The organism is Paenarthrobacter sp. UW852, from assembly GCF_024608385.1.
Taxonomy (GTDB): domain Bacteria; phylum Actinomycetota; class Actinomycetes; order Actinomycetales; family Micrococcaceae; genus Arthrobacter.
The window spans coordinates 44,075-66,212 of sequence record NZ_JAMSGY010000002.1; the positions used below are offsets into that span (position 1 = coordinate 44,075).

The window sequence follows — 22,138 nt, forward strand, 5'->3', positions numbered from 1 at the left end:
AGTGCTCCAAAGTCGTACGTGGATTTCGGTCAGTCGCTCACGATCAACGTATCTGCACCACGAACGTGGGCTCTTCCGGACTCGAACAGTGGTCCCAGGACCGAGCGCAACGCCGTCATCGATTCGTCGACTTCCAGCAGCACAGGGTGCTGGTAGGCGATCAGAGCCAGGAGGTCACGCACTGCCGCTTCCGCGTCCCCATCGGAAAGACTGGGATCGTGTCCCAGGAAGACATCCGATGGTTCATCCGAGTTGCCCTGGGCGTAGCTGATGGCAAACGCCTGGATTTTGCCCTTGCGGCTCGCCGGAACGCCCTGGCCAAAAGCACTGGCTTTCGGCGCCCGCAGGACGATCGCACCATGGGCGCCCGTGAGGTCATGCAAGAACAAGCGCTGGACCGTCGCGATGCTAAGCTCCCCCGGGCTGTCCCAGTGGTGGACGTGAGAGTAGTACTTACCCACCACGTCGCTGAGCTCCACCGAACCTGTTGCCAGGTCCTCCACGCGCTCCGACGCCGCTTCCTCGGAACCATCCCCGAAACGGGGCAGCTTCAGCGGCTCGGGTTCCACCACAACCAGTTGCGAACGCTGGATGGGGGCAAGTCCCGCTGCAGCGGCAAATGCCGCGCCGGCAGTATCCGGTTCCACTTTGCTGCGTAGCTTGGAAACGCCCGACGGCGAGTCCCCGGCTTCTCGGCGCAGCATCGCCAGGAGGGTGGAACCAACGCCGCTGCGCCGATGGTCCTTGGCAACCTCGATGTACGCCCAAAGGCGTTCCGGGTGCAGCGAAGCTTCATGGACGACGCCGGCGGCAACGGGAATGCGCCCACCGTCCACGACGTCTTCGGCCACGATGCAACGCCGCCATGGCTGGTTGCTGGACGGGGCCAGGGCCGCACGGAACTGCTCAGCGGGCAGGGTCTCCGGACCACCCCAGATCTCCAGGAGGGCGAGGTCGTCGCCCTCCTTCCATTCGCGGTACTCCAAAGCCACGGTCAGGCGCCGATCAGGCGTGCGGCCAGGTAGCCCTCAACCTTGTCCAGGGACACACGTTCCTGGCTCATGGTGTCGCGCTCGCGGATGGTGACGGCCTGGTCTTCGAGGGTGTCGAAGTCCACGGTGATGCAGAACGGGGTACCGATTTCGTCCTGGCGACGGTAACGGCGGCCGATGGCGCCAGCGTCGTCGAAGTCGATGTTCCAGTTCTGGCGCAGCTGCGCGCCCAGGGCCTTGGCCTTCGGGGAAAGGTCCTCGTTGCGGCTCAGTGGCAGGACGGCGGCCTTGACCGGCGCGAGGCGGGGGTCGAGCTTCAGCACGGTGCGCACGTCCACGCCGCCCTTGGCGTTGGGGGCCTCGTCCTCGGTGTAGGCATCGATCAGGAAGGCCATGAAGGAACGGGTCAAACCAGCGGCCGGCTCAATGACGTACGGGGTGTACCGCTCATTGGTGGCCTGGTTGAAGTAGCTCAGGTCCGTGCCGGAAGCCTTGGCGTGGGTGGAGAGGTCAAAGTCGGTGCGGTTGGCGATGCCCTCAAGCTCGCCCCATTCCGAGCCCTGGAAACCGAAGCGGTATTCAATGTCCGTGGTGCCCTTGGAGTAGTGGCTGAGCTTCTCCAGCGGGTGCTCGAAGAAACGCAGGTTCTCCTCACGGATGCCCAGGTTGGTGTACCAGGACATGCGCTCCTTCATCCAGTACTGGTGCCATTCTTCATCCGTGCCTGGCTCGACGAAGAATTCCATTTCCATCTGCTCGAACTCGCGGGTACGGAAAATGAAGTTGCCCGGGGTGATCTCGTTGCGGAAGGACTTGCCGATCTGGCCGATGCCGAACGGCGGCTTCTTCCGGGAAGTGGTCAGCACGTTGTTGAAGTTCACGAAAATACCCTGCGCGGTCTCCGGACGCAGGTAGTGCATGCCTTCCTCGCTGGCCACCGGGCCCAGGAAGGTCTTCAGCAGGCCGGAGAATTCCTGGGGTTCGGTCCACTGGCCGCGGGTGCCGCAGTTGGCGCAGACGATGTCCGCGAGGCCGTTCTCGGCGGGGCGGCCCTTCTTTTCCTCGAACTCTTCAAGGAGGTGGTCGGCGCGGTAGCGCTTGTGGCAGGACAGGCATTCCACCAGCGGATCCGAAAAGACCTCCACGTGGCCGGAGGCTTCCCATACCTGGCGGGGCAGGATGACCGAGGAGTCCAGGCCCACTACGTCTTCACGGCCGCGGACCATGCTCTGCCACCACTGGCGCTTGATGTTTTCCTTCAGCTCCGCACCCAAGGGGCCGTAATCCCACGCGGAACGGGAGCCACCATAGATTTCACCGGCCTGGAAGACAAAGCCCCTCCGCTTGGAGAGGGAAATGACCTGGTCAAGGACGGATTTTGCTGCCATGGGTAACTCCATTTGTTCTACAGGGCCGCTGGGTGCGGTCCGCGGTGGTTAGCCCCGGATTCCGGACGTGGTTGTCCGGCGGGGAGGTTGGGGAAATTGCTGTCTCCTACCCTACCGGCCTTTGGCCGCACCCCTTCGTGCGAAAGCTCCCCTGGGCCAGGGCAGGGTGGCCACGATGATCGCGGCAAGCGTCAGCACGGTTCCCAACACCGTGGGCAAGGCGACCACCGCGCCGGGACTGGGGATCACGACGTCGAGCACCAGAGAGCCCACCAGCTGGCCCGCAATCATGCCCAGCCCGGTGATCAGTACCCCGAGGCTGCGGACCAGCAGCGCTGCCAGGCCAATGAAAAGGCAGCCCATGGGACCACCGAGGTAGTACCACCACTCCGACGGAAGCGGATTTCCAGGACCGGCGACTGCCAGTTTGATGAGCCAGGCGATCCAAAGAATCGCGGAGCCCGCGATGAAGTTGACCAACGTGGCGGCGACGGGCGTCCCGTAGTGGACGGTTGCGGTTCCGTTCATGGCCTGCTGGAAGCTCATCAGGAAACCGGCGGCCAGCGGAAGCAGCACGGGCAACAGCAGCGGGGCAACATCCGCGTCAGCCCCGAACCGCGGCGAAACAGCCCACGCGACGGCGGCAACGGTCAGGACACTGCCCAGGACACGGACGCCGGTAATGGCGCGTTTCCCGCCGGGCCCGATGCCCATGCGGTCCACGAGCAGTCCGCTGAGGGTCTGCCCCGTCACTGCGGCGACAGTAAACAGTGCCACGCCGAGCAGTGCCACCGTGAAGGATTGGGCAAAAACGAACAGCGCACCGATAGCGCCTGCCATCACGTAAAAACGGGGAAAGCTGCGGTTCCGGATCGCTGGGACGATGCGCTGAAGACCGGCCCTGCCTTTGGGGGTCGCCAACGAAATCGCGCTGATGAGAATCAGGCCTGTGGTGAAGCTCACCACGGCAGCTGCTATGCCGTCGTTCAGTGTGGCGCCAAGGGCACCATTGATCCTTCCTTGGAGCGGAATGACCAAGCCCGTTGCTACTGCAATCGGGAGCCCAAGGGCCAGCGGGAAGGCGGAACGGGAGGAAGGCTGCGGCACTGTCACCACACTACTTCAGGCATCATTGCTGTATGAGCAACCCGGAAATCGAAGAAATCCCCATCCGCGACGACATGATCCGCCTAGGCCAGCTGCTGAAGCTCGCCAACCTGGTGGAGGACGGCGTTGAGGCAGCGGAGCTCATCAAGAACGGCCTGGTCAAGGTCAACGGCGAGATCGACGAACGCCGCGGCCGCCAACTCCACCCCGGCGATACTGTGACGGTCAACGGTCAGACCGTGAAGATCACCGCTGCCTGACCTCGGAGCTCAATCGGTGAGCACTTTGTGGGTGAGGAACTCCCCCACATGCCCGATCTCCTGCTGGTTGATGCCGTGCCACATCCCGGTGTAGAGGACCTTGGTGAGGTCCACGTGCTTGCGCACCCAGCCCATGGTGTATTCGATCTTGTCCGGGGTGATGACGGGATCCTGCTGGTCACGACCCCAGAACATCGGCAGGGTACCGTCCAGTTCGTCGTCACGGAATGCCGGGTCAGCGCCGGCGTCGATCACGAAACCGGAAAGCCCGACGACGGCAGCAAAGTCCGCGGGCCGGTACCGGAGCATGGTGGTGGCCATGGCCATGCCCATGGAGAACCCAAGGAGCGTCACCGAGGAGTGGTTGGCCTTGACTGAGTCAAGCCACTCCAGGGCGTACTCGGCAGCGAGCTTGACTGCGTCGATGGAGTAGTCAATGGAGGCCGTGAGCGGGAACCAGGTGTAGCCGGGTCCCGTCGGCATGGGTGCTCGCAGGGCAGCCACCACAAATCCGTCCGGGAGCATCCCGGCAAGGCTGAAGAGGTCTTCCTCGTTGGAGCCGTAGCCATGCAGCAGGACCAGCAAAGGCTTTCCGGCACGTTCGGCTTCGTCGTGGGACCACAGGACAACGGGTGCGGGGAATGCGGGAGCTTCTGTCATGGGTCTATTCTTGCAGTTGCCCACAGGTAACAACTTACGGTCGCGTAGGGTCGCAGACACGAGGCAGGATATGAGCGTGAGTGACAATAATCCTTTGCTGAAGCCGGGAGTCCCGGTACAAAAACACCCCTGGAGCCGGTATGTGGCCCTGGGTGATTCCTTCACCGAGGGCATCGGCGATCCCGAGCCCCGCAACCCCGGAGGCTACCGCGGCTGGGCCGACCGTGTGGCCGAAGAGCTGGGCCGTGGGCACGACGACTTCGCCTACGCCAACCTCGCCATCAGGGGCCGTCTGCTGCAGCAGATCGTCGACGAACAAGTGGGCCCCTGCCTTGAGCTCCAGCCCGATCTCGTCTCGATCTCCGCTGGCGGCAACGACCTCATCCGGCCGGGCGGCGACCCCGACCTGCTGGCCGAAAAGCTTGACGCCGCCGTGGCTCAGCTCGGTTCAGGCGGTGCCACGGTGGTCCTCTTCAACGGCCCCGACACTGCCTCGTCTGTCTTGGGGCGCATCCGCGGAAAGGTGGCCATCTACAACGAGAACCTCCGGACAGTGGCCGCACGGCACGACGCCATCATCGCGGACATGTGGTCCCTTCGGCAGTTGTCGGATTCCCAGATGTGGGACGTTGACCGGCTGCACTTTTCTCCTTTGGGACACCACACCATCGCCATGATGGTCCTGGATGCCCTTAACGTCGAGCACACCCTTGAGCCTTTGATGCCCAAGTCCCTTCCGCCGCGGACGTGGCGGGAAGCCCGCTCTTCGGACCTCGTCTGGGCGCGCGAGTACTTTGTCCCCTGGGTCCTGCGGCGGCTTCGTCACCAGTCCTCTGGCGACGGAATTACGCCAAAGCGCCCGACGCCGGGTCCCGTCTTCGGCGCCGACGGCACCTTGCTGCCGCGCAACTAACGTGCGGCTCGCGTCCGGGGAGGACCCCAATGTCGGATGATGGTTCTCCCCTGACGGGAAAGGTCCGGCAGTTGCGAATGAGGCGCCAGCAGCTGCGTGCTCCCCACGCCGGTTCGCCGGCCGAAGCCCTCCGCAACCTGCTGGCGGTCCAGTCACAGGAATTTCCTTACGCGCGGTGGACACTCGCCCAAAGGTGCCAACCCCACGCCGGGGTTACCGCAGCCGATGTCGAGCAGGCGGTGGCGGACGGCACCGTCCTGCGCACCCACATCCTCCGTCCCACCTGGCATTTTGTTCACCGGGACGATCTCGGCTGGCTGATGGGGTTGTCCGCCGACAGGCTCCATCAGGGAAACAAAGGCATGTACCGGCAAACCGGCCTGGACCAGGAAGCCGCAGCCCGAAGCGGACACGTCCTGGCGCGTGCCGTGGAGGGCGGGGCGCACAAGACCCGGGAAGAGCTCGCCTCGATCCTCGGCGCGGCCGGTTTGCCCAGCAAGGGTTTGGCGTTCATTTACCAACTCATGCACGCGGAAATCAGCCGGATACTGGTCAGCGGCAACCCCGTCCGATCCTCAGGTGGTGCGCTGAAACAGACATACGCCCTGTTCGACGAACGGGTCACGGGCACCGCGGGTGGGCCGCTGACGGGCACGGACCGTGAACAGGCCCTCGGGCGGCTGGCCCTGCGGTACTTCGCCAGCCGTGGACCTGCCACAGTCAAGGACTGCGCGGCCTGGTCCGGGCTCACCATGAAGGACGTGAACCTGGGGCTGACCGTTGCCCGTGAGCTCTCCCCCGGAACGCTCGGGGCGGCCTCTTTCGATGGGTTGGAATTTCACCTCGCCTCCGAAGACGTCGAAGGGCTTTCCGGGCCGCCCCAAGAGACGGCACTCCCCCGCGTTGACCTCATCCAGTGCTATGACGAGTACGTGATGGGGTACTCCCAGTCCCGGCACTTTCTCGGCGGAAAGGCACCGTACTTCCCCGAGGACAACAGCCCGCTGCACGTTGTCCTGGTGGACGGGCGCCTGGCAGGGTGGTGGCGGCACGCATTCACCAACGGCGTCTGCGAACTCGACATCAGGATGAACCGGCCCACGACTCCGGATGAAGACATCGCACTGGACGCCGAGGTGGCCCGCTATGGAAGTTTCCTGGGCCTCCCGACCAAAAGGGCATGAGACGTCAAGGCTAAGCTGGGAAGTCACTGCTTTAGGACTGGGAAAAGAAGGCCTGGTGGAGTTGCGCGGAAAGTTGACCGATTTCGGTCAGGAAGCCGTCGTGGCCAATCGGGGCTTCGATGACGTGGACCGGTACGTTCCCGGGAAGCGCGGCCGCCAATTCCCGCGATTGTGCGGGGAAGTAAAGCCTGTCACTGTCCACCGCCGCAACGAAGAACTGCGCAGTGGTCCGGGACAGTGCGTCTTGGAGTGAGCCACGCCCCCTGGTCACGTCGTGGGACATCAGGGCTTCTGTGATGGCAACGTAGCTGTTCGCGTCAAAGCGGCGGACAAGCTTGTTCCCTTGGTGGTCCAGGTAGCTCTCCACCTGGTATCGGCCCCGCTCCGCGAGGACGGCGGCAGCAAGCGGCGTTTCCTGGGGCTGCGGCTGACGTCCAAACCGGTAATCCAGTTCCAGGGCCGAGCGGTAGGTGATGTGCGCAATCCGGCGTGCCAACGCCAGGCCCTCTTCGGGGGCTGGGCCGCCGTAGTAGTCGCCGTTGTTGAAGTTCGGGTCCTGCCGGATGGCAAGGGTCTGGGCCTGCGCGAACGCAATCTGCTCGGCCGTGCTGTAGGCGCCGACCGAGATCACAGCGCACCGTTCAACCCGTTCGGGAAATGTCACGGCCCATTCCAGGGCCCTGGCACCTCCCATGGATCCGCCCAGTACGGCATGCCAGGCCTTGATCCCCAAGGTGTCCGCGAGTCGCGCTTCAGCCACCGTGCTGTCGCGCAGCGTGATCAGGGGGAACCGGGATCCCCAGGGCTGGCCGTCCGGCGCTTCGGTGGACGGGCCCGTGCTTCCGTAACAGCCGCCCACGATGTTGATGGAGACCACGAAGTACTTGGTGGTATCGATGGTGGCGCCAGGTCCGACGAGTTGTTCCCACCATCCTTCCTCGTCGGTTGCTCCGCGAGCCACATGCGTGCTGCCCGTGAGCGCATGCTCGATGAGCACGGCGTTGGAGGCATCCGCATTGAGCCGGCCCCACGTTTCATAGGCCAGGACAACGTCCGGAAGGAAACCACCGGCCTCGAGTTCGAGCGAACCGATGCTGGCGTACTTAACCGTGCCGTCCGCTTCTTCGGCTGTGGGTATGGCTGTTGCAGTGATGGTCATTCCTTTGACACCTATTCCTCGCGCTTGCCCGTCGCCTTGCGCGCGAACGGGCCAGGTCTTCACCCGGGGCACCCCACCGCGGAGGAGGGTTGCCGGCCAGCAAGCCGGGGCTACATGCTGGCACTCGTGACCTATAGAAAGAGTGTAGGAAAAACAGGGCAGCTCTGGCGAAGAATGTGACAACACTGTGACGGTTTCGGGTCACATCGTTCGCGAATGGGCGCTGTGGAGCGCCGCCCTTCGAATATTCGACGGCGCGGGGCGGCGCTGCACAGAAGGTGTTCGTTACTGGATCAGGCGGGCCACTAAGCTCCCTTGGCCGCCCTGAAGCCTGCTTCGAGGTCGGCGATGATGTCGTCCACGTGCTCGATGCCAACAGACAGGCGCACCAGGCCTGGTTTGACGCCGGCGATCTCCTGCTGCTCTGCGGTCAACTGGCTGTGCGTGGTGGAGGCCGGGTGGATGACCAGCGAACGCACATCACCGATGTTTGCCACGTGTGAGTGAAGCTCCAGCCCGTCCACGAAGCGCTTGCCGGCTTCGACGCCGCCCTTGATGTTGAACGCGACGATGGCGCCGGTGCCGTTGGGGCCATACTTCTTGCCGCGCTGGTACCACGGGCTGGACGGCAGACCCGCGTAGGCGACCGATTCGACGTCGTCGTGCGCTTCAAGCCATTCCGCCACTTTGGTGGCGTTGGCGACGTGGCGTTCCACGCGAAGGCTCAAGGTTTCCAGCCCCTGGGCGATCAGGAAGGCATTGAAAGGCGCGACGGCGGAGCCCAGGTCCCGGAGCAACTGGACGCGGGCCTTGAGGATGTAGGAGAGGTTTGCGCCGAGCGCCCCGTCCTTGCCGAGGTCGCGGGCATAGACCAGGCCGTTGTAGCTGGGATCGGGGGTGTTGAAGCCCGGGAACCGCTCGGGGTCCTTGCCGAAGTCGAAGTTCCCCGAATCCACGATCACGCCGGCAATTGCCGAGCCGTGTCCGCCGAGGTACTTGGTGGCGGAGTGCACCACGATGTCGGCGCCCCATTCGATGGGACGGATCAGGTAGGGAGTGGACAGGGTGTTGTCGACAATGAGAGGCACCCCGGCCTGGTGCGCGACCCCTGCGATACCTTCGATGTCCAGGACGTCCTGGCGCGGATTGGACACCACTTCGCCGAAGAAGAGTTTGGTGTTCGGCTGCACGGCGTCACGCCACTGGTCCAGGTTGTCCGGGTCTGCGACGAAGGTAACCGAAATACCGAACTTCTTCAGGGTATGCGCGAGCAGGTTGTAGGTCCCGCCGTAGAGGCTGGGGCTGGCCACAACGTGGTCACCTGCCTCGGCGATGTTCAGGATGGCGAAGGTCTCCGCCGCTTGTCCGGAGCTGAGCAGGAGCGCGCCGAGGCCCCCTTCAAGGCTGGCGATCCGCTGTTCAACGGCATCCTGGGTGGGGTTTCCGATGCGGGTGTAGATCGGCGCGAGCTCAGCCAGTGCGAAGCGGTTGGCTGCGCTTTCGGCGCTGGGGAACACGAAGGACGTGGTCTGGTAGATCGGCAGCGAACGAGCACCGGTGGCGGCGTCGGGCTCTTGACCTGCATGGATCTGGCGGGTTTCGAAAGACCATCCTTGGGACATGGAGTTCTCCTGTTCGTGGCACATGGTTTCAACGGAATTGATGGAGTGGTGTGAACTGGGGCCAGTCTAGGAATACCCTGCGGGCCTTGGACAGCTTTGTGACGCCGGTGGAATGATTCGGTCCCCCGGCGTACGTTTGTGACACTGTTGCACCCTTGTGCAATAACATCCCATGTTGGTAAGGCTTGGCTTAGCTGAGACGCCGATCACAAAGTGCCAAGATGATGCCATGCGCATGGATCACGTCTCTTACGCCTGTGAACGAGATGGCCTTTTGGCCACTACCGAACGAATTTCCGCGGCATTGGGAGTGGACGCAGTCCGGGGCGGAGTGCACCCGCGCTTCGGAACCCGGAACATGATCATTCCCCTCGCGGATAACAAGTACCTGGAAGTCGTGGAGGTCCTGGACCACCCGGCTTCCGACAAGGCCCCCTTTGGCCAGGCAGTGCGTGCACGCTCGGCTGCCGGTGGCGGCTGGATGGGCTGGTGCGTCGCCGTTGACGACCTCGCCCCCTTCGAGGAGCGCCTCGGCCGCGCCGCCGTACCCGGTAACCGCAAGTTCCCTGACGGCCGCGAGCTGGTGTGGCAGCAGATCGGCATCCTTGGCCTGATTGCCGATCCCCAGGTCCCTTACCTCCTCAAGTGGGAGGGCGACCCCACCCTGCATCCTTCAAAGGTCTACGAAAGTGACGTGAAGATGTCCAGCCTCACCATTGCGGGCTCGGCGGAACGTGTGACCGAGTGGTTGGGCGAACCCGTGGAAAAGCCGCTGGAGGACGTAGCCGTCCAGTGGATCGCACCGCGGGGTACTCCGGGCATCATGGCTGTGACCTTCGAAACAGCCTCCGGGGCCGTTACCATCTGACCGTTCCACAAAAGCTTCGGCCGCCATCAGCGGGTGCCAATGACGTCACCCACCGATGGCGGCCGGATATTTTTAACGGCCGCCTACCCCAGCCCCACTGCCTTCCCGAAGAGGCTGAACCCAACGAACGCTACAATGTCCAGCAACGCGTGGGCGATGACCAAGGGCATCACCCGCTTGGTCTTCGTGTAGATCCAGGCGAAGAGCAGGCCCATCACGACGTTGCCAATGAAGGGCCCAAAGCCCTGGTAAAGGTGGTAACTCCCGCGCAGGACTGCGCTGACAGCGATGGCCACCGGCGTGCTCCACCCGAATTTACCGAAGCGGTCCATCAGGTAACCGACCACGATCACTTCCTCCACGATCCCGTGCCGGATCGCGGACAGGATCAGCACAGGCACCGTCCACCAGTACGCGTCCAGGCCACTTGGCACAATCGCCGTGGTGATGCCCAGTGCCCTTCCTGCCGCGTAAAGGCCCAACGAAGGAATACCGATGGCTGCTGCCAGTCCCAGGCCGTGGAGCAGGTCCTTGCCGGGCCGGGCGAAATTGAACCCCAGCCGGGCGAACGCTGATCCGTTGTCGCCATTCCGGTTTGCCTGGACATGCGTGGACAGGAAGTAGAACACCAGAGCCACAGGCACCAAGGCAAACACGATGTCCAGCAACTGGTACGTGAGGTCGAAGTATTCGCGGGTGCTTTGGGACCTGTTCAAGGTCGAGGTCGCATCCGCCAACGGCGCCCGGGTCATCTTGTCCAGCAGCTGCACCACCGAATAGACGGCCGACTGCCCCAGGGAAAGACCAAGCACAATCAGCACTTCGGCGCGCAGCCGGCGTTGGGAGGCAAGGAACATGTACCTATCTTGCCTGCAGTTCCTGCCACTTTGCCGGGAACCGCCGCCCTATGCTTGGTGGGATGGGTGCCCCTGGGAGAATTTTCATGATTCGGCACGGCCAGTCCGCCGCGAATGCCGACACGTCCATCTACAACCGTGTGCCGGACTATCGGATCCCCCTGACGGACCAAGGTCTGGAGGAGGCACGGATCGCCGGTGAGGACCTTCGCCGGAAGCTCGACGGCGAGCAGGTCTGCGTCTACGTTTCACCGTACCTGCGCGCCTATCAGACTCTTGAAGCCATGAACCTTGGCCCGCTGGTGGAGCGGGTGGTCGAGGAGCCCCGGCTGCGCGAACAGGACTGGGCCAACTTCCAGATAGCCGGAGACATCGAGGACCAAAAAGAGCTCCGCAACCTCTACGGCCATTTCTTCTATCGCTTCCGCGAGGGCGAGTCAGGCTCGGACGTGTACGACCGCGTGTCCTCGTTCATGGAAACGCTGTACCGCCATTGGCAGAAGCCCACCTATGCACCGAACACGCTGCTCGTGACGCACGGCCTGACAATGCGCCTGTTTTGCATGCGCTGGTTCCACTGGACGGTGGAGTACTTCGAGTCGCTGAACAACCCGGAGAACGCCGAGTTACGCACGCTGATCAAGAACGACGACGACCAGTACAGTTTGGACCTGCCGTTCACCCAGTGGGTGCCCAGGGACGTGGACGACTCTGTGCTGCACGCGCCAAGGATGCGGTTCTAGCAGCAGACCCTAGCCGGCAGGGGCAACGATGACCTCGGTGCCCTTGGCCTCAAACGCAGCTTTGTCCTCGGCGCTGATGCCCGAGTCGGTGATGAGGTGCCGGAAGTCGTAGCCGGACATGGCCGCGAAAGAGCGCCGGCCCACTTTGGAGGAGTCGGCCACGACGTAGGACTCCGTGGCCCGGCGTGCCATCACTGTGTTGACCATGGCTTCGCCTTCATCGGTGATGGTAGGGCCGAGGTCCGGATCCACGCCGTTGACGCCGATGAAGGCGATGTCCAACGCCACCTTTTGCATGATGACATCCGTGTAGGGGCCCACGAGTTCGTAGGAACGGGGATTCAGGATCCCGCCGGTCACCATGATCTTGATGTTGGGCCGGACTGCCAGTTGGGAGGCGATGTTGATGGCGTTGGTCACGACGGTCAACGTAGGCCTGTTTGACGGCGCGTTCAGGTCCTCGCGGGTGGAGAGAAGCTGGGCCAGGGCCGTGTTGGTGGTTCCACCGCTGAGGCCGATCACGGCTCCGGGGCGGATCAACGACGACGCGGCCAACGCGATTTCCTGCTTGGCTTCGGCATGATCGTCCCGGTTGTACCGCCCGGGGAGGTCGTAGGCAACGGACCCGGTGGTGGCGCCTCCCCTGGTTCGGCTGAGCAGCCGCTGCTTGGCGAGGCTGTCGAGATCCCGCCGGGCCGTTGCAGGCGACACGCCCAAACGCGTCACGATGTCCTCGACTTCCACATGGCCGGACTCGGCCAGGAGATCGAGGATGGCGGTCAGCCGATCGGTGCGGGTCATGACGAGCCTTTCGCGGGTTCCTTGCTATTTCGCTTTGGCGAACAGCGTCAGCATACGTGCGGACTCCAGCACCAGGGCATCCCGGCCGGCCTTGATGTACTTCCGGGAATCCACCACTGCAGGGTTGGCATCGAGGTACTCACGGACGGCGCGGGTAAAGAACCCGTTCAAATGTGTGGATACGTTGATTTTAGTCATACCCGCGGCGATAGCAGCTACGAGCACCTCGTCTGTGACGCCGGAGGAGCCATGGAGGACCAATGGCTTGCCTACCGCTGACTTCAACCGGGAGATCAGGTGCAGGTCCAAGGCGGCGCTGCGTTCGGTCATGGCATGGGACGAGCCGACAGCCACTGCCAGGGCATCCACACCAGTAGCTTCAACGAATGCATGGGCTTCTGCAGGGTCGGTCCGGACGCCTGGCGCGTGGGCTCCGTCCTTGCCCCCGACTTTCCCGAGCTCGGCCTCAACGTAGACGCCCTTTGCGTGGGCGTATGTGGCAACGCGCTGGGTAACTTCGACATTCCACTCATACGGAAGGTGCGCGCCGTCGTACATCACCGAACCGAAGCCAAGATCGACCGCGGCGAGCGCGAGGTCCTCGGACTCGGCATGGTCCAGGTGGAGGGCGACGGGAACGGCAGCAGAACGGGCGATTGCAAGGGCCGCTGTCGCGATGGGTTCCAGGCCGCCGTGATACTTCGCGCAGTTTTCGGAAATCTGCAGGATGAGCGGGACCCCCGCCGCCTCCGCGCCGGCGACCAGGCCCTCGGCTGTCTCGATGTGGATGATGTTGAATGCGCCTTGGCCCGTGCCGCTGGCTGCGGCTGAGTCCATCAGCTCCCGTGTGTTGACCAGGGTCACTGGGTCTCCTTCCATGTCACGATCAGTTGGTCTTGAAGTTCCTGGTAGCGCGGCGAGATTTCGCCCGCTGCGGGCATGAGAACCGCCGCGGCGGACCAGGCTGTGGCCCGGCGAAGGATTTCGCGTGGTTCAGTGACGCCTTCGGCGAGTGCGACGGCGGCCGCCGCCACACCGGCGTCGCCCGCCCCTGTGGGGTTGCCGCTGAGCGCCTCAGGCAAGCGGGCGCTCCAGTAACCGCCCGGGGCCGCATGGTCGAAGGCGAGCATGCCGTCCGCGCCGGCGCTGACCAGCACCGTGCGGGCACCCATGGCAATCAGCGACAGGGCAGCCGCTTCAAGGCTGGACTCGCCGGTCGCCTCGGCAAGTTCGTGGTGATTCGGTTTCAGGATGTCGGCACCGGCTTTGGCGGCAGCGATGATCCCGGGACCGGAGGTGTCGATGATGGCCGGTATACCGGCGTCGTGGGCCAACCGCACCAACTCCGGGTAGAAATCAGCAGGCGCGCCCGGCGGCAGGCTGCCCGAGCCGACCAGCACCGAGGCGGGAAGGTTTCGGTTGCCACTCACGGCTTCCACCACCGCAATCCGGAGCGAGCGCCAATCGTCGGGCAGCAGCGCTTGGCCCTCCTCATTGAAGATCGAGGTTTCCCCGGCGACGGTGTCCACCAGTGCGATGCTTCGCCGCGTCTCGGCGGCAACTCCCACAAGAGTGTGCGGAACCCCGCTGGTCCAGAGTTCAGCGGCGAGGGTTTGCCCCGCCGCGCCACCGGTCGGGGCGATCGCGAGGACCGGATATCCGAGCTGGTGGGTCACGCGGGCCACGTTGATGCCTTTGCCTCCTGCCCTGCTCAAGGGGGTCGGGACGCGATGGCTGGCCCCCTCGGTGATGCCCTGCACGGTGTAGGTCATGTCGATGGCCGGGTTGGGCGTGACGGTTATGATGCGGTTCACGGTGGCGCGGTTCACTGTTTGCCTCCCAAGAGAGCCCTGGCGTTCAGGGCCGCACCCAACAGGCCGGCGTCCTGTCCCAATTGGGCTCGGATCAGTTGTGGACGTCGCTGGAAATCGAGGATGTGGTCCACACGGGCGCGGAGGGGCTCCAGCAGCTCCTCGCCCGCTTCGGCGAGCCCACCGCCGATCACGACGGCCTCGGTTCCGATGATGTTGACGCATTGGCAGATGGTGAAGGCAAGGGCGTCCACGGCGTCGGCCCAGATACGGGCCGCCAGCTGGTCGCCGTCGTTTGCGCGGAGCAGCACACCGCGTGCTCCGTTCACCCTGTTTCCCGAGGCGCGGTGGTAGCGCTTGGCGATGGCTCCGGCCGAGCCGACGGCTTCGAGGATCGTAGAACCCGCGGTCCCGGGGGAAGCATCAGGGTCCGGGACCTGGGCGTGGCCCAGCTCCCCTGCGAACCCGCCCGCTGTCACCGGCTTGCCGCCAGAGAAGACAGCGGCGGCGATGCCGGTTCCCACCACCATCACCACAACGTCGTTGAACTCCCTGGACCCACCCAGGCTGTGTTCCACGGCAGCGGCGGATCGAACATCGTGATCGAAAGCGACGGGGATGCCCAGCCGCTTCTCGGCTTCGGCAGTGAAGGGGAAGTCGCGCCAGCCAAGGTTGGCGGAGTAGACACCAACACCGGCCGCCGAGTCGACAATGCCTGGAACAATGATTCCGGCTGCCCGGGCGGGTGATCCCGGGAACTCGGCAGCCAACTCGGCAGCAAGCTCAGCGAGCCGGTCCAGCACCGCCTCGCCCGGCCGGGAGGAGTCCAGTGGCGTAAGGACCCGGCGCATGCCAAGGACTTCACCCCGCGCATCCACCAAACCAGCTTTGATGTCGGTCCCGCCAACGTCGAAGGACAGGACAGGTGATTCCGCGGCTCCGAGAACCATGCCGGTTGCCTAGGCTGATGCGTCGAGAATGACGGAGCGTGTCAGGTTGCGGGGCAGATCAGGATTGAGTCCGCGGACGCGTGCGCGTTCCAGGGTGACCTTATGTACCCGGGCCAATTCGGCCAGGGGGTGCTTGTCTGTGTGGACGTACAGGGCACCGGTTACTGCCATGTCATTGTCGAGGCCCTCGGGCTGGGCACCGAACAACCAGGTGACACGACCGGGGGCAGCGATGGAGATGGGGCCGTGGCGATACTCCATGGCGGGGTACGACTCGGTCCAGCCTTGGACTGCCTCGCGCATTTTCAAGCCGGCCTCGTGGGCCAGGCCGACTGTCCAGCCAGTGCCAAGGAAGGTGAACTGCTCCGCGTCCAACAGTTCCTGGGAGACAGGAGCGCTGACGGCGTCACGGGCGTCCTCGATGGCCCGCTGCACGTCGATCCCGAGGCTGCTGAGCAGGTAGACCAAAGCCGTGGTGGCGAACCGGGTCTGGACCACGGATCGCTCATCGGCGTATTGCAGGCCAATCACAGTGTCCGCCAGGTCAATGATCGGAGACGTTGTGTCACCAATGATCGCAACGGTGGGGACGATCCCCTTCAAATCGGCCAGGATCTCAAGTACCTCAGTGGTGGTGCCGGAGCGCGTAATGGCCACAACGGCGTCGTACTGGCGATCGGCGCTGTTGTGGTTCAGGAAAGCCTCGGAGGCAGCGAACGCATCGGTCACGCCCTTGCCGGCAGATTCGCGGGCAGCCGCGTAGCTCTGGGCCATGAACCAGGATGTTCCACAGCCGATGACGGCGATGCGCTGGCCGTCGGCGGGGAGCAGTTGCTCCGATCCCGCCTGTTCAACGGCCCGCTGCCAAACTTCGGGCTGGGAAACCAGCTCTTCCTCCATGAAGGCGCCCAGTGTGTTCTCGCTCATCGTGTTCCCGTTCCCACTCAAGTTAATGACGTTTTCTGATCTATAGAAACACTAAACGATCATTTTCGATCTCACAAGGATCATCCGTGGGAGAAGACTGCTCATGAACCGCGCATTGGTGCGACCCGTGCCGGTCATGGGGAATCATGTGTCTTCGTGTGCATTTTAGTTAACTGCTTGTTAACTCTTGTCAACTTCTGTCCGATGCAGCAGTCTTGGTTGAGTCCGCAAGAACATGACTGTTAATAGCTTGGAAAAATCAAGAAGGAGCATCATGCCCCGCTTGTCATCCCCCGGACGGCTCGCCTCGCTCAGCTTGGCGTGCGTCGTCGCCTCATCATCGCTGGGCCTCATGGCCCTCCCACCCGCAGCGGCCTCCGCCGCCACCCAACCCTCCGAAACCATCAGCGCGTCCGACACCGCCACCATCACCTCCGGACAACTAGGGGTGGACGTGGCCACCACCTTTCCGCAAGTCCTTGGCTACACCGACACAGCCACCAAGGCCCGCCTGGACGGAACCACCGCACGGCTTGCCACCATCACCATCAACGGCACGGAGTACAGCGTCAGCGGCACATCGACTGTCTCGGGCAAAGATGCAAGGGACTACGTCCTCACCGTGCCCGGGTTCGGCAATACCGTGATCAAAGCCCGGCTGTCCGTGAAGAAGAACGTGGTCTCGTTCAACGTCACGGAGATCAAGGACACGGCGGAGCACCAAGTAAAAACACTGCAACTCCCCCGGCTGAACCTGGTGGCCGTCAGCTCCACGCAGCCAGGCGCCCAGGTGTCCACGGCAAACCTCTCCGTGGACCGGAGCGTCACCGGCGATGAGTTCACACCCATCACCGCCTCGACCCCTCTTGATACTGCAGCCAAGAGCTCCGCATATGCGCTGGCCAACACCGCATCCTTGGGCGCCGCCGTTGAATCCAACGCCCTCTACGACACATCGTCCGGGCCGGGCGCCAAAGACCGCGGACGCTTTTGGCGCCAGGCAGTGAGCGACGGCGCCGGCGGGGTTTCCATGGGCTTGGCGAGTGGCCAATGGCTCTACCGGGCCGAAGGCTCCGACAGTACCGAGGAACTGCCGTGGACCCGGGTGGCGATCACAGCCGACGCCAACGCGGACGGTGGCGTGGACTGGCAGGACGCGGCCATCGCCATGAGATCCATCCAAGTCAGTCCCAACAAAGGCGAACAGACCCCGGACAACGTGATCACCCACATCCCCTTCAACTTCGCCTCCCAGGCAACCCACCCGTTCCTCCGCACCCTTGACGACGTCAAACGCATCTCCCTGGCAACAGACGGCCTGGGGCAGGTGGCGATGCTCAAGGGCTACACCAGCGAGGGCCACGACTCGGCCAACACGGACTACGGCAACAACTTCAACACCCGGGCCGGTGGGCTTGAGGACCTCAACAAGCTGGTCAAGGAAGGCAAGGACTGGAACGCCAGCTTCGGTGTCCACATCAATGCCACGGAAATCTACCCCGAAGCTAAATCCTTCAGCGAAGACCTCCTGAGGGCGGACAAGGGCCTCGGCTGGAACTGGCTGGACCAGTCCTACTACATCAACCAGCGCCAGGACATCAACTCCGGCAAGCTCGCCCAACGCATCAAAGAACTGCGCGACGCCACCGACAAAAACCTGGACTTCGTCTACGTGGACGTCTACTACGAGTTCGGTTGGCTCGCCGAACGGCTGCAGCAGGAACTCGTCAAGAATGGCTTCCGGGTGGGCTCCGAATGGGCGGACCACCTGTCCAGGAACAACACGTGGTCGCACTGGGCCAACGACGAGAAATACGGCGGCTCCACCAACAAGGGCATCAATTCCCAAATCCTGCGCTTCATCAACAACACCCAATCAGACGTGTGGAACCCGGACCCCAAGCTCGGTGTGAGCCACATTGTGGAGTTCGAAGGGTGGACCGGGCAGAACGACTTCAATGCGTTCAGCGAGAACGTGTGGACGGCCAACCTGCCGGCCAAATTCCTGCAGCATCACCAGATCACCAAGTGGACGCCCGACCGCATCGATCTTGCCGATGGCGTGGCCGTGACTGGAAACACCGCTGCCGAGCGCACCATCACCGTTGGCGGCGCATCGGTCCTCCAGGGTGGAACGTACCTTCTGCCGTGGGCTTCCAAGGAGGACGGCAAGGCAGACAAGCTTTACCACTACAACCCCGCAGGCGGAGCCAGCACGTGGACCCTGACCAAGGAGTTCGCCAAGTCCCGCACGCTTGAGCTGTTCAAACTGACCGACAACGGCCGCGTCAAGGTTGCCGATGTCCCGGTGGTCAACGGCCAGGTCAGCGTCACGGCCGATGCCAAGCAGCCCTACGTCCTCACCGCCAAGGACAACGCACTTCCCAAGAAGGCGGACTTTGGTGAAGGCACATCCTTCAACGACCCCGGTTTCAACGGCGCAGACCTCTCCCCGTGGAACCTCACCGGCACCGTCACGCAGGTCCGCGACGAAAAGGGCCGCCGCTTCGCCGCGTTGGGGGCAACGCCGTCGTCGATCAGCCAGGAAGTGAAGCTGGACGCCGGAACCCAATCCGTGAGCGCCTGGGTGGAAATTGAACCCGGCAAAACCCGCCCCACGACGCTCTCAGTCACTGTTGGAGGGATAACGGAAAAGACCACCATCGATTCCTCCAACGCCGAGAACTTCGTGGCCGGCGACGAGAAACACGGGACCTCGTTCCAGCGCATCCGCGTGCTGGTGGACGTTCCCCACAACAACACCAAAGCCACAGTCGCCGTCACAGCCGCCGACGGCGATGCCACAGTGCGCGTCGACGACTTCCGGGCGGTGAAAACCACCCGGGTGGCCACAACAGGGGTGCTCAGCGAGGACTTCGAAAACGTGGACCAAGGCTGGGGACCGTTCGTCAAGGGCGACGCCGGCGGCTCCACGGACCCGCGAACCCACATCACCGAGCGCCACGAACCCTTCACCCAAAAGGGCTGGAACACCAACGTGATCGACGAAGTACTGGGCGGAAACTGGTCACTGATCGCCCATGACGAAAACCTTGGCCCGGACGGTGGACCGGGCCTGGTGTACCGCACCACCGAGGCAACCATGCCGTTCCAGGCCGGCCACAAGTACAAGGTGTCGTTCGATTACCAGAACTCCAAGGCCGGGCAATACGCCTGGGTCGCAGGCTACGACTCGCAAGCCGGCCCGGCAGTGACGGGCAGCCAGGCGATCGACGCCGCCACCTCCATTACCCGGTTCGAGCAGACCCTGGACACCGGCTTCTGCGGGGACTACTTCGTCGGTTTGCAGCGAACGGGCAGCTCCAACGGTTCGGACTTCAGCCTGGACAACCTCCTGGTGGAAGACCTCGGAGCCTCCGAATCGGTCCCGGCCTGCGCGCAACTCTCAGCGGCCCTTCAAGGCGACGTGATCCAGCAGGGCAAGGCCCAGGACTTCGTCACCACCTTCACCTCGGATGAACCGGCCCCCATCAACGGGCTGGATATCTCCCTTGCGCTGCCCGACGGGTGGACGGCAACCCCGGCCACTCCCGCCACGGCTGCAACCCTGCCCGCCGGAGGTACGTTGACCACCACGTGGAAGATCACCGCACCGGCTTCGGCGGACGGCGACTACCCCATCACCGCGAGCGCCAAGTATTCAACCACCACAGAGCCGGCAGGGACCCGTGCCCTCAGCATCACCACCACGGTGCGGACTTTACCTAAACCTCCCCAGGCCACGGTGTACGCCAGCGACCATCCTTGGGTCAGCGCCACCAACGGTTGGGGACCCGTGGAGAAGGACCAGTCCAACGGCGGGACCGGGGCCGGCGACGGGACGCCGCTCACCCTGAACGGCACCGTTTATGCCAAGGGCCTCGGTGCCCACGCCAACGGTAATATCCGGTACTACCTTGGCGGATACTGCACTGCCTTCACGGCGATCGTGGGCATCGACGATGCGCAAGCGACGCGGGGCAGCGTGAAGTTCTCCGTGGTGGCTGACGGCACCACCAAGGTCACTACCCCGGTGCTGGGAGCCACAAGTGCTCCCCTGCCGCTCACCGTGGACGTCACCGGCGCCCAGTACGTGGAACTGGTGGCCAACGACGCCGGTGATTCCAACGGCAACGACCACGCGGACTGGGCAGACGCAAAGTTCACGTGTTCCTCCACCGCACAGGAGCCCCCGGCACCCGTGTTGTCGGGCACCGTGTTCGCCTCCGACCTGCCCTGGACCGGCAGCACCAACGGTTGGGGACCTGCGGAACGGGACCGGGCGAATGGTGAGCAGAACGCTGGCGACGGGCCAGCGCTGCGGCTCGACGGCGTTGTGTACTCCAAGGGAATCGGCGTCCATGCCGACTCGAAGATCAGCATCGCCACGGAAGCCAAGTGCAACGCTTTCACCGCCGTGGTGGGAGTCGACGACGCCAAGCTGAACAAGGGCCTGCACGGCTCAGTGGTGTTCATCGTGAAGGGCGACGGGCGGGAGCTTCTGCGCACCCCCGTCCTCAGCGCCGACTCGGCAGCACTGCCCCTCAACGTGGACATCACAGGTGTTAGCACTATCGAGTTGATCGCCGACAAGAACGGCGACGACGCAGGCGATGACTGGGGCGACTGGGCCGACGCGAAGTTCAGCTGCGCATAGTCAGACGGCGCGTACGCCCGCCCGCCACACCGAGTGCGTCAGCGGGATACCGGGGCGATAGGCCAGGTGCGTGGCCGACGGCGCCTTGAGCATGTGCAGGTCAGCACGATGGCCGACGGCGAGCGAACCCACCGCCCGTTCGCCGTCGGCGTCGTTCCCTGACTCCCTGCCCAGCGCCAAGGCGCCGCCATACGTTGCCGCGCGGACGGCTTCATGGACGCTCAGGTGCATCTGGAGCACGGCCGTGGTGACGCAGAACGCCATGGAACTGGTGTAGGAGGTGCCGGGATTGCAGTTGGCCGCCAGCGCGATCTGCACGCCGGCATCGATCAGCCCGCGGCCGGGTGCCAGTGGTTGGCGGGTGGACAGGTCGCAGGCGGGGAGGCAGGTTGCCACCGTCCCCTTCGTCCCCTGACCCGTCGCCGGATCCCAGCCGGCCCATGTTTCCGCGAGCGCTTTCACGTCCTTGTCCGAAAGGTAGTTAACGTGGTCGACGCTCGCAGCCGCGAACTCGACAGCCAGGGCAACGCCGGGGCCCTCGCCCAGCTGGTTGCCGTGCACCCGGAGGCCCAGGCCGGCATCGCGGGCGGCAGTCAGGACGCGGCGGGACTGGTCCTCCGTGAAGGCACCCCGCTCGCAGAAAACGTCGGCCCACCGGACGTACGGCAGGACGGCGTCGAGCATGGGACCGCAGACCAGGTCCGTGTACTCCTCCGGGTCGGACCCTTTCGGGACCAGGTGCGCGCCGAGATAGGTGACTTCATCGACTTCCGCAGCAGCGATTCGGGCGCTGCGGGCCTCGTTTTCCACGTCCAGCCCGTAACCGGTCTTGCTTTCCAGGTAGGTGGTGCCTTGGGAGACTGCCTCGGCCACGCGGTCCCGCACAAGGCGGGTCAGTTCGTCGTCGCTGGCTGATCGTGTGGCGCCGGTGGTGACGGCAATTCCGCCCGCGCTGTAGCTTTCGCCGGCCATGCGGGCCTCGAACTCGGCAGTGCGGTCACCTGCGAAGACCAGGTGCGAGTGCGAATCCACCCAGCCGGGCAGGACGGCGCGGCCCTCGGCGTCGATCATTTCGTCAGCCGACGGGGCATCCGTGCTGGACCCCAGCCATGCGATGCGCTCACCTTCGATGACGATTGCCGCATCCTTGAGGACCCGGTGCTCCAAGTCCTGGGTCATCAGCTCGCCGATGTTGGTGATGAGTGTGCTGCCGCTGTTCGTGTTTCCGCTCATGACCCT

The 22,138-nt window shown here is 64.0% G+C and carries 19 protein-coding genes and 1 riboswitch; of the genes, 6 read left to right on the top strand and 13 right to left on the bottom strand.

Translation table 11 applies throughout. The annotated features are described in order from the left end of the window. Positions 1–29: 29 nt before the first annotated feature. The 3 genes from NEK97_RS03435 to NEK97_RS03445 all read right to left on the bottom strand — a co-directional run bounded on the left by NEK97_RS03435 (position 30) and on the right by NEK97_RS03445 (position 3,496). The gene (locus NEK97_RS03435) at positions 30–992 is read right to left on the bottom strand and encodes a GNAT family N-acetyltransferase (protein WP_257368493.1); all 963 of its coding nucleotides are present in this window, start codon (positions 990–992) and stop codon (positions 30–32) included. 2 nt (positions 993–994) lie between these two features. Next, positions 995–2,380 carry a glycine--tRNA ligase gene (locus NEK97_RS03440; protein ID WP_235519629.1) on the bottom strand — a complete coding sequence of 462 codons (1,386 nt, stop codon included), beginning with the start codon at positions 2,378–2,380 and terminating at the stop codon, positions 995–997. A 111-nt stretch (positions 2,381–2,491) separates the two neighbouring features. Then, positions 2,492–3,496 carry a DMT family transporter gene (locus NEK97_RS03445; protein ID WP_257368494.1) on the bottom strand — a complete coding sequence of 335 codons (1,005 nt, stop codon included), beginning with the start codon at positions 3,494–3,496 and terminating at the stop codon, positions 2,492–2,494. Positions 3,497–3,519: 23 nt separating this feature from the next. Between NEK97_RS03445 and NEK97_RS03450 the strand changes: the two genes are divergently transcribed. Continuing rightward, positions 3,520–3,747 carry an RNA-binding S4 domain-containing protein gene (locus NEK97_RS03450; protein ID WP_257368496.1) on the top strand — a complete coding sequence of 76 codons (228 nt, stop codon included), beginning with the start codon at positions 3,520–3,522 and terminating at the stop codon, positions 3,745–3,747. Positions 3,748–3,756: 9 nt separating this feature from the next. Here the strand turns inward: NEK97_RS03450 and NEK97_RS03455 are convergent, their stop codons facing one another. Then, entirely contained in the window at positions 3,757–4,407 is a 651-nt protein-coding gene (locus NEK97_RS03455; RefSeq protein WP_257368497.1) for an alpha/beta hydrolase, read from the bottom strand. A gap of 70 nt (positions 4,408–4,477) precedes the next feature. Here NEK97_RS03455 and NEK97_RS03460 point away from each other — a divergent pair, with 70 nt between their 5' ends. Continuing rightward, positions 4,478–5,320: an SGNH/GDSL hydrolase family protein gene (locus tag NEK97_RS03460; protein WP_257368499.1), complete on the top strand. Its 843-nt coding sequence runs from the start codon at positions 4,478–4,480 to the stop codon at positions 5,318–5,320. Between the two features lie 77 nt (positions 5,321–5,397). Beyond that, positions 5,398–6,504: a winged helix DNA-binding domain-containing protein gene (locus tag NEK97_RS03465; protein ID WP_257368501.1), complete on the top strand. Its 1,107-nt coding sequence runs from the start codon at positions 5,398–5,400 to the stop codon at positions 6,502–6,504. 31 nt (positions 6,505–6,535) lie between these two features. Here NEK97_RS03465 and NEK97_RS03470 read toward each other — a convergent pair whose 3' ends face one another. Continuing rightward, positions 6,536–7,663 carry a homoserine O-acetyltransferase gene (locus NEK97_RS03470; protein WP_257368502.1) on the bottom strand — a complete coding sequence of 376 codons (1,128 nt, stop codon included), beginning with the start codon at positions 7,661–7,663 and terminating at the stop codon, positions 6,536–6,538. Positions 7,664–7,678: 15 nt separating this feature from the next. Further along, positions 7,679–7,795: riboswitch (SAM riboswitch) on the bottom strand. 173 nt (positions 7,796–7,968) lie between these two features. Next, a complete protein-coding gene (locus NEK97_RS03475) occupies positions 7,969–9,309 on the bottom strand; it encodes a bifunctional o-acetylhomoserine/o-acetylserine sulfhydrylase (RefSeq protein ID WP_257368503.1) in 1,341 nt (446 codons plus the stop codon). 205 nt (positions 9,310–9,514) lie between these two features. On the opposite strand from NEK97_RS03475, the gene NEK97_RS03480 reads away from it, so the two are divergent. Next, positions 9,515–10,153 carry a VOC family protein gene (locus NEK97_RS03480; protein ID WP_211711634.1) on the top strand — a complete coding sequence of 213 codons (639 nt, stop codon included), beginning with the start codon at positions 9,515–9,517 and terminating at the stop codon, positions 10,151–10,153. 83 nt (positions 10,154–10,236) lie between these two features. Here NEK97_RS03480 and NEK97_RS03485 read toward each other — a convergent pair whose 3' ends face one another. Next, positions 10,237–11,010, bottom strand: a complete 774-nt coding sequence (locus tag NEK97_RS03485; RefSeq protein WP_257368504.1) for a CPBP family intramembrane glutamic endopeptidase — start codon at positions 11,008–11,010, stop codon at positions 10,237–10,239. 86 nt (positions 11,011–11,096) lie between these two features. Here NEK97_RS03485 and NEK97_RS03490 point away from each other — a divergent pair, with 86 nt between their 5' ends. Then, positions 11,097–11,753, top strand: coding sequence for a histidine phosphatase family protein (locus tag NEK97_RS03490; RefSeq protein WP_257368505.1), 657 nt, complete (start codon positions 11,097–11,099; stop codon positions 11,751–11,753). A 9-nt stretch (positions 11,754–11,762) separates the two neighbouring features. Here NEK97_RS03490 and NEK97_RS03495 read toward each other — a convergent pair whose 3' ends face one another. The 5 genes from NEK97_RS03495 to NEK97_RS03515 are packed head-to-tail and all read right to left on the bottom strand — an operon-like array spanning position 11,763 to position 16,242. Further along, entirely contained in the window at positions 11,763–12,554 is a 792-nt protein-coding gene (locus NEK97_RS03495; protein WP_257368507.1) for a DeoR/GlpR family DNA-binding transcription regulator, read from the bottom strand. Between the two features lie 24 nt (positions 12,555–12,578). Continuing rightward, positions 12,579–13,433 carry a class II fructose-bisphosphate aldolase gene (locus NEK97_RS03500; RefSeq protein ID WP_257368508.1) on the bottom strand — a complete coding sequence of 285 codons (855 nt, stop codon included), beginning with the start codon at positions 13,431–13,433 and terminating at the stop codon, positions 12,579–12,581. Continuing rightward, positions 13,415–14,383: a hexose kinase gene (locus NEK97_RS03505; RefSeq protein WP_257368509.1), complete on the bottom strand. Its 969-nt coding sequence runs from the start codon at positions 14,381–14,383 to the stop codon at positions 13,415–13,417. Before NEK97_RS03505 ends, NEK97_RS03500 begins: the two co-directional genes overlap by 19 nt. Then, a complete protein-coding gene (locus NEK97_RS03510) occupies positions 14,380–15,315 on the bottom strand; it encodes an ROK family protein (protein WP_257368510.1) in 936 nt (311 codons plus the stop codon). Before NEK97_RS03510 ends, NEK97_RS03505 begins: the two co-directional genes overlap by 4 nt. Positions 15,316–15,324: 9 nt before the next feature. After that, complete coding sequence (locus NEK97_RS03515) at positions 15,325–16,242, bottom strand: SIS domain-containing protein (protein WP_257368511.1); 918 nt, start codon at positions 16,240–16,242, stop codon at positions 15,325–15,327. A 274-nt stretch (positions 16,243–16,516) separates the two neighbouring features. Here NEK97_RS03515 and NEK97_RS03520 point away from each other — a divergent pair, with 274 nt between their 5' ends. Then, positions 16,517–20,899 carry an endo-alpha-N-acetylgalactosaminidase family protein gene (locus NEK97_RS03520; protein WP_257368512.1) on the top strand — a complete coding sequence of 1,461 codons (4,383 nt, stop codon included), beginning with the start codon at positions 16,517–16,519 and terminating at the stop codon, positions 20,897–20,899. Here NEK97_RS03520 and hutI read toward each other — a convergent pair whose 3' ends face one another. Next, positions 20,900–22,132, bottom strand: coding sequence for an imidazolonepropionase (gene hutI, locus NEK97_RS03525; protein WP_257368513.1), 1,233 nt, complete (start codon positions 22,130–22,132; stop codon positions 20,900–20,902). It abuts the gene before it with no gap. Positions 22,133–22,138 lie beyond the last annotated feature (6 nt).

What these genes read in the sequence shown, in the direction of transcription:
- NEK97_RS03485 (WP_257368504.1), bottom strand. Translation starts at nt 11,010, where the DNA reads ATGTTCCTTGCCTCCCAACGCCGGCTGCGCGCCGAAGTGCTGATTGTG.
- NEK97_RS03450 (WP_257368496.1), top strand. Translation starts at nt 3,520, where the DNA reads ATGAGCAACCCGGAAATCGAAGAAATCCCCATCCGCGACGACATGATC.
- NEK97_RS03460 (WP_257368499.1), top strand. Translation starts at nt 4,478, where the DNA reads ATGAGCGTGAGTGACAATAATCCTTTGCTGAAGCCGGGAGTCCCGGTA.
- NEK97_RS03510 (WP_257368510.1), bottom strand. Translation starts at nt 15,315, where the DNA reads ATGGTTCTCGGAGCCGCGGAATCACCTGTCCTGTCCTTCGACGTTGGC.
- NEK97_RS03465 (WP_257368501.1), top strand. Translation starts at nt 5,398, where the DNA reads ATGAGGCGCCAGCAGCTGCGTGCTCCCCACGCCGGTTCGCCGGCCGAA.
- NEK97_RS03500 (WP_257368508.1), bottom strand. Translation starts at nt 13,433, where the DNA reads ATGGAAGGAGACCCAGTGACCCTGGTCAACACACGGGAGCTGATGGAC.
- NEK97_RS03455 (WP_257368497.1), bottom strand. Translation starts at nt 4,407, where the DNA reads ATGACAGAAGCTCCCGCATTCCCCGCACCCGTTGTCCTGTGGTCCCAC.
- NEK97_RS03490 (WP_257368505.1), top strand. Translation starts at nt 11,097, where the DNA reads ATGATTCGGCACGGCCAGTCCGCCGCGAATGCCGACACGTCCATCTAC.
- hutI (WP_257368513.1), bottom strand. Translation starts at nt 22,132, where the DNA reads ATGAGCGGAAACACGAACAGCGGCAGCACACTCATCACCAACATCGGC.
- NEK97_RS03520 (WP_257368512.1), top strand. Translation starts at nt 16,517, where the DNA reads ATGCCCCGCTTGTCATCCCCCGGACGGCTCGCCTCGCTCAGCTTGGCG.
- NEK97_RS03475 (WP_257368503.1), bottom strand. Translation starts at nt 9,309, where the DNA reads ATGTGCCACGAACAGGAGAACTCCATGTCCCAAGGATGGTCTTTCGAA.
- NEK97_RS03515 (WP_257368511.1), bottom strand. Translation starts at nt 16,242, where the DNA reads ATGAGCGAGAACACACTGGGCGCCTTCATGGAGGAAGAGCTGGTTTCC.
- NEK97_RS03480 (WP_211711634.1), top strand. Translation starts at nt 9,515, where the DNA reads ATGCGCATGGATCACGTCTCTTACGCCTGTGAACGAGATGGCCTTTTG.
- NEK97_RS03440 (WP_235519629.1), bottom strand. Translation starts at nt 2,380, where the DNA reads ATGGCAGCAAAATCCGTCCTTGACCAGGTCATTTCCCTCTCCAAGCGG.
- NEK97_RS03495 (WP_257368507.1), bottom strand. Translation starts at nt 12,554, where the DNA reads ATGACCCGCACCGATCGGCTGACCGCCATCCTCGATCTCCTGGCCGAG.
- NEK97_RS03470 (WP_257368502.1), bottom strand. Translation starts at nt 7,663, where the DNA reads ATGACCATCACTGCAACAGCCATACCCACAGCCGAAGAAGCGGACGGC.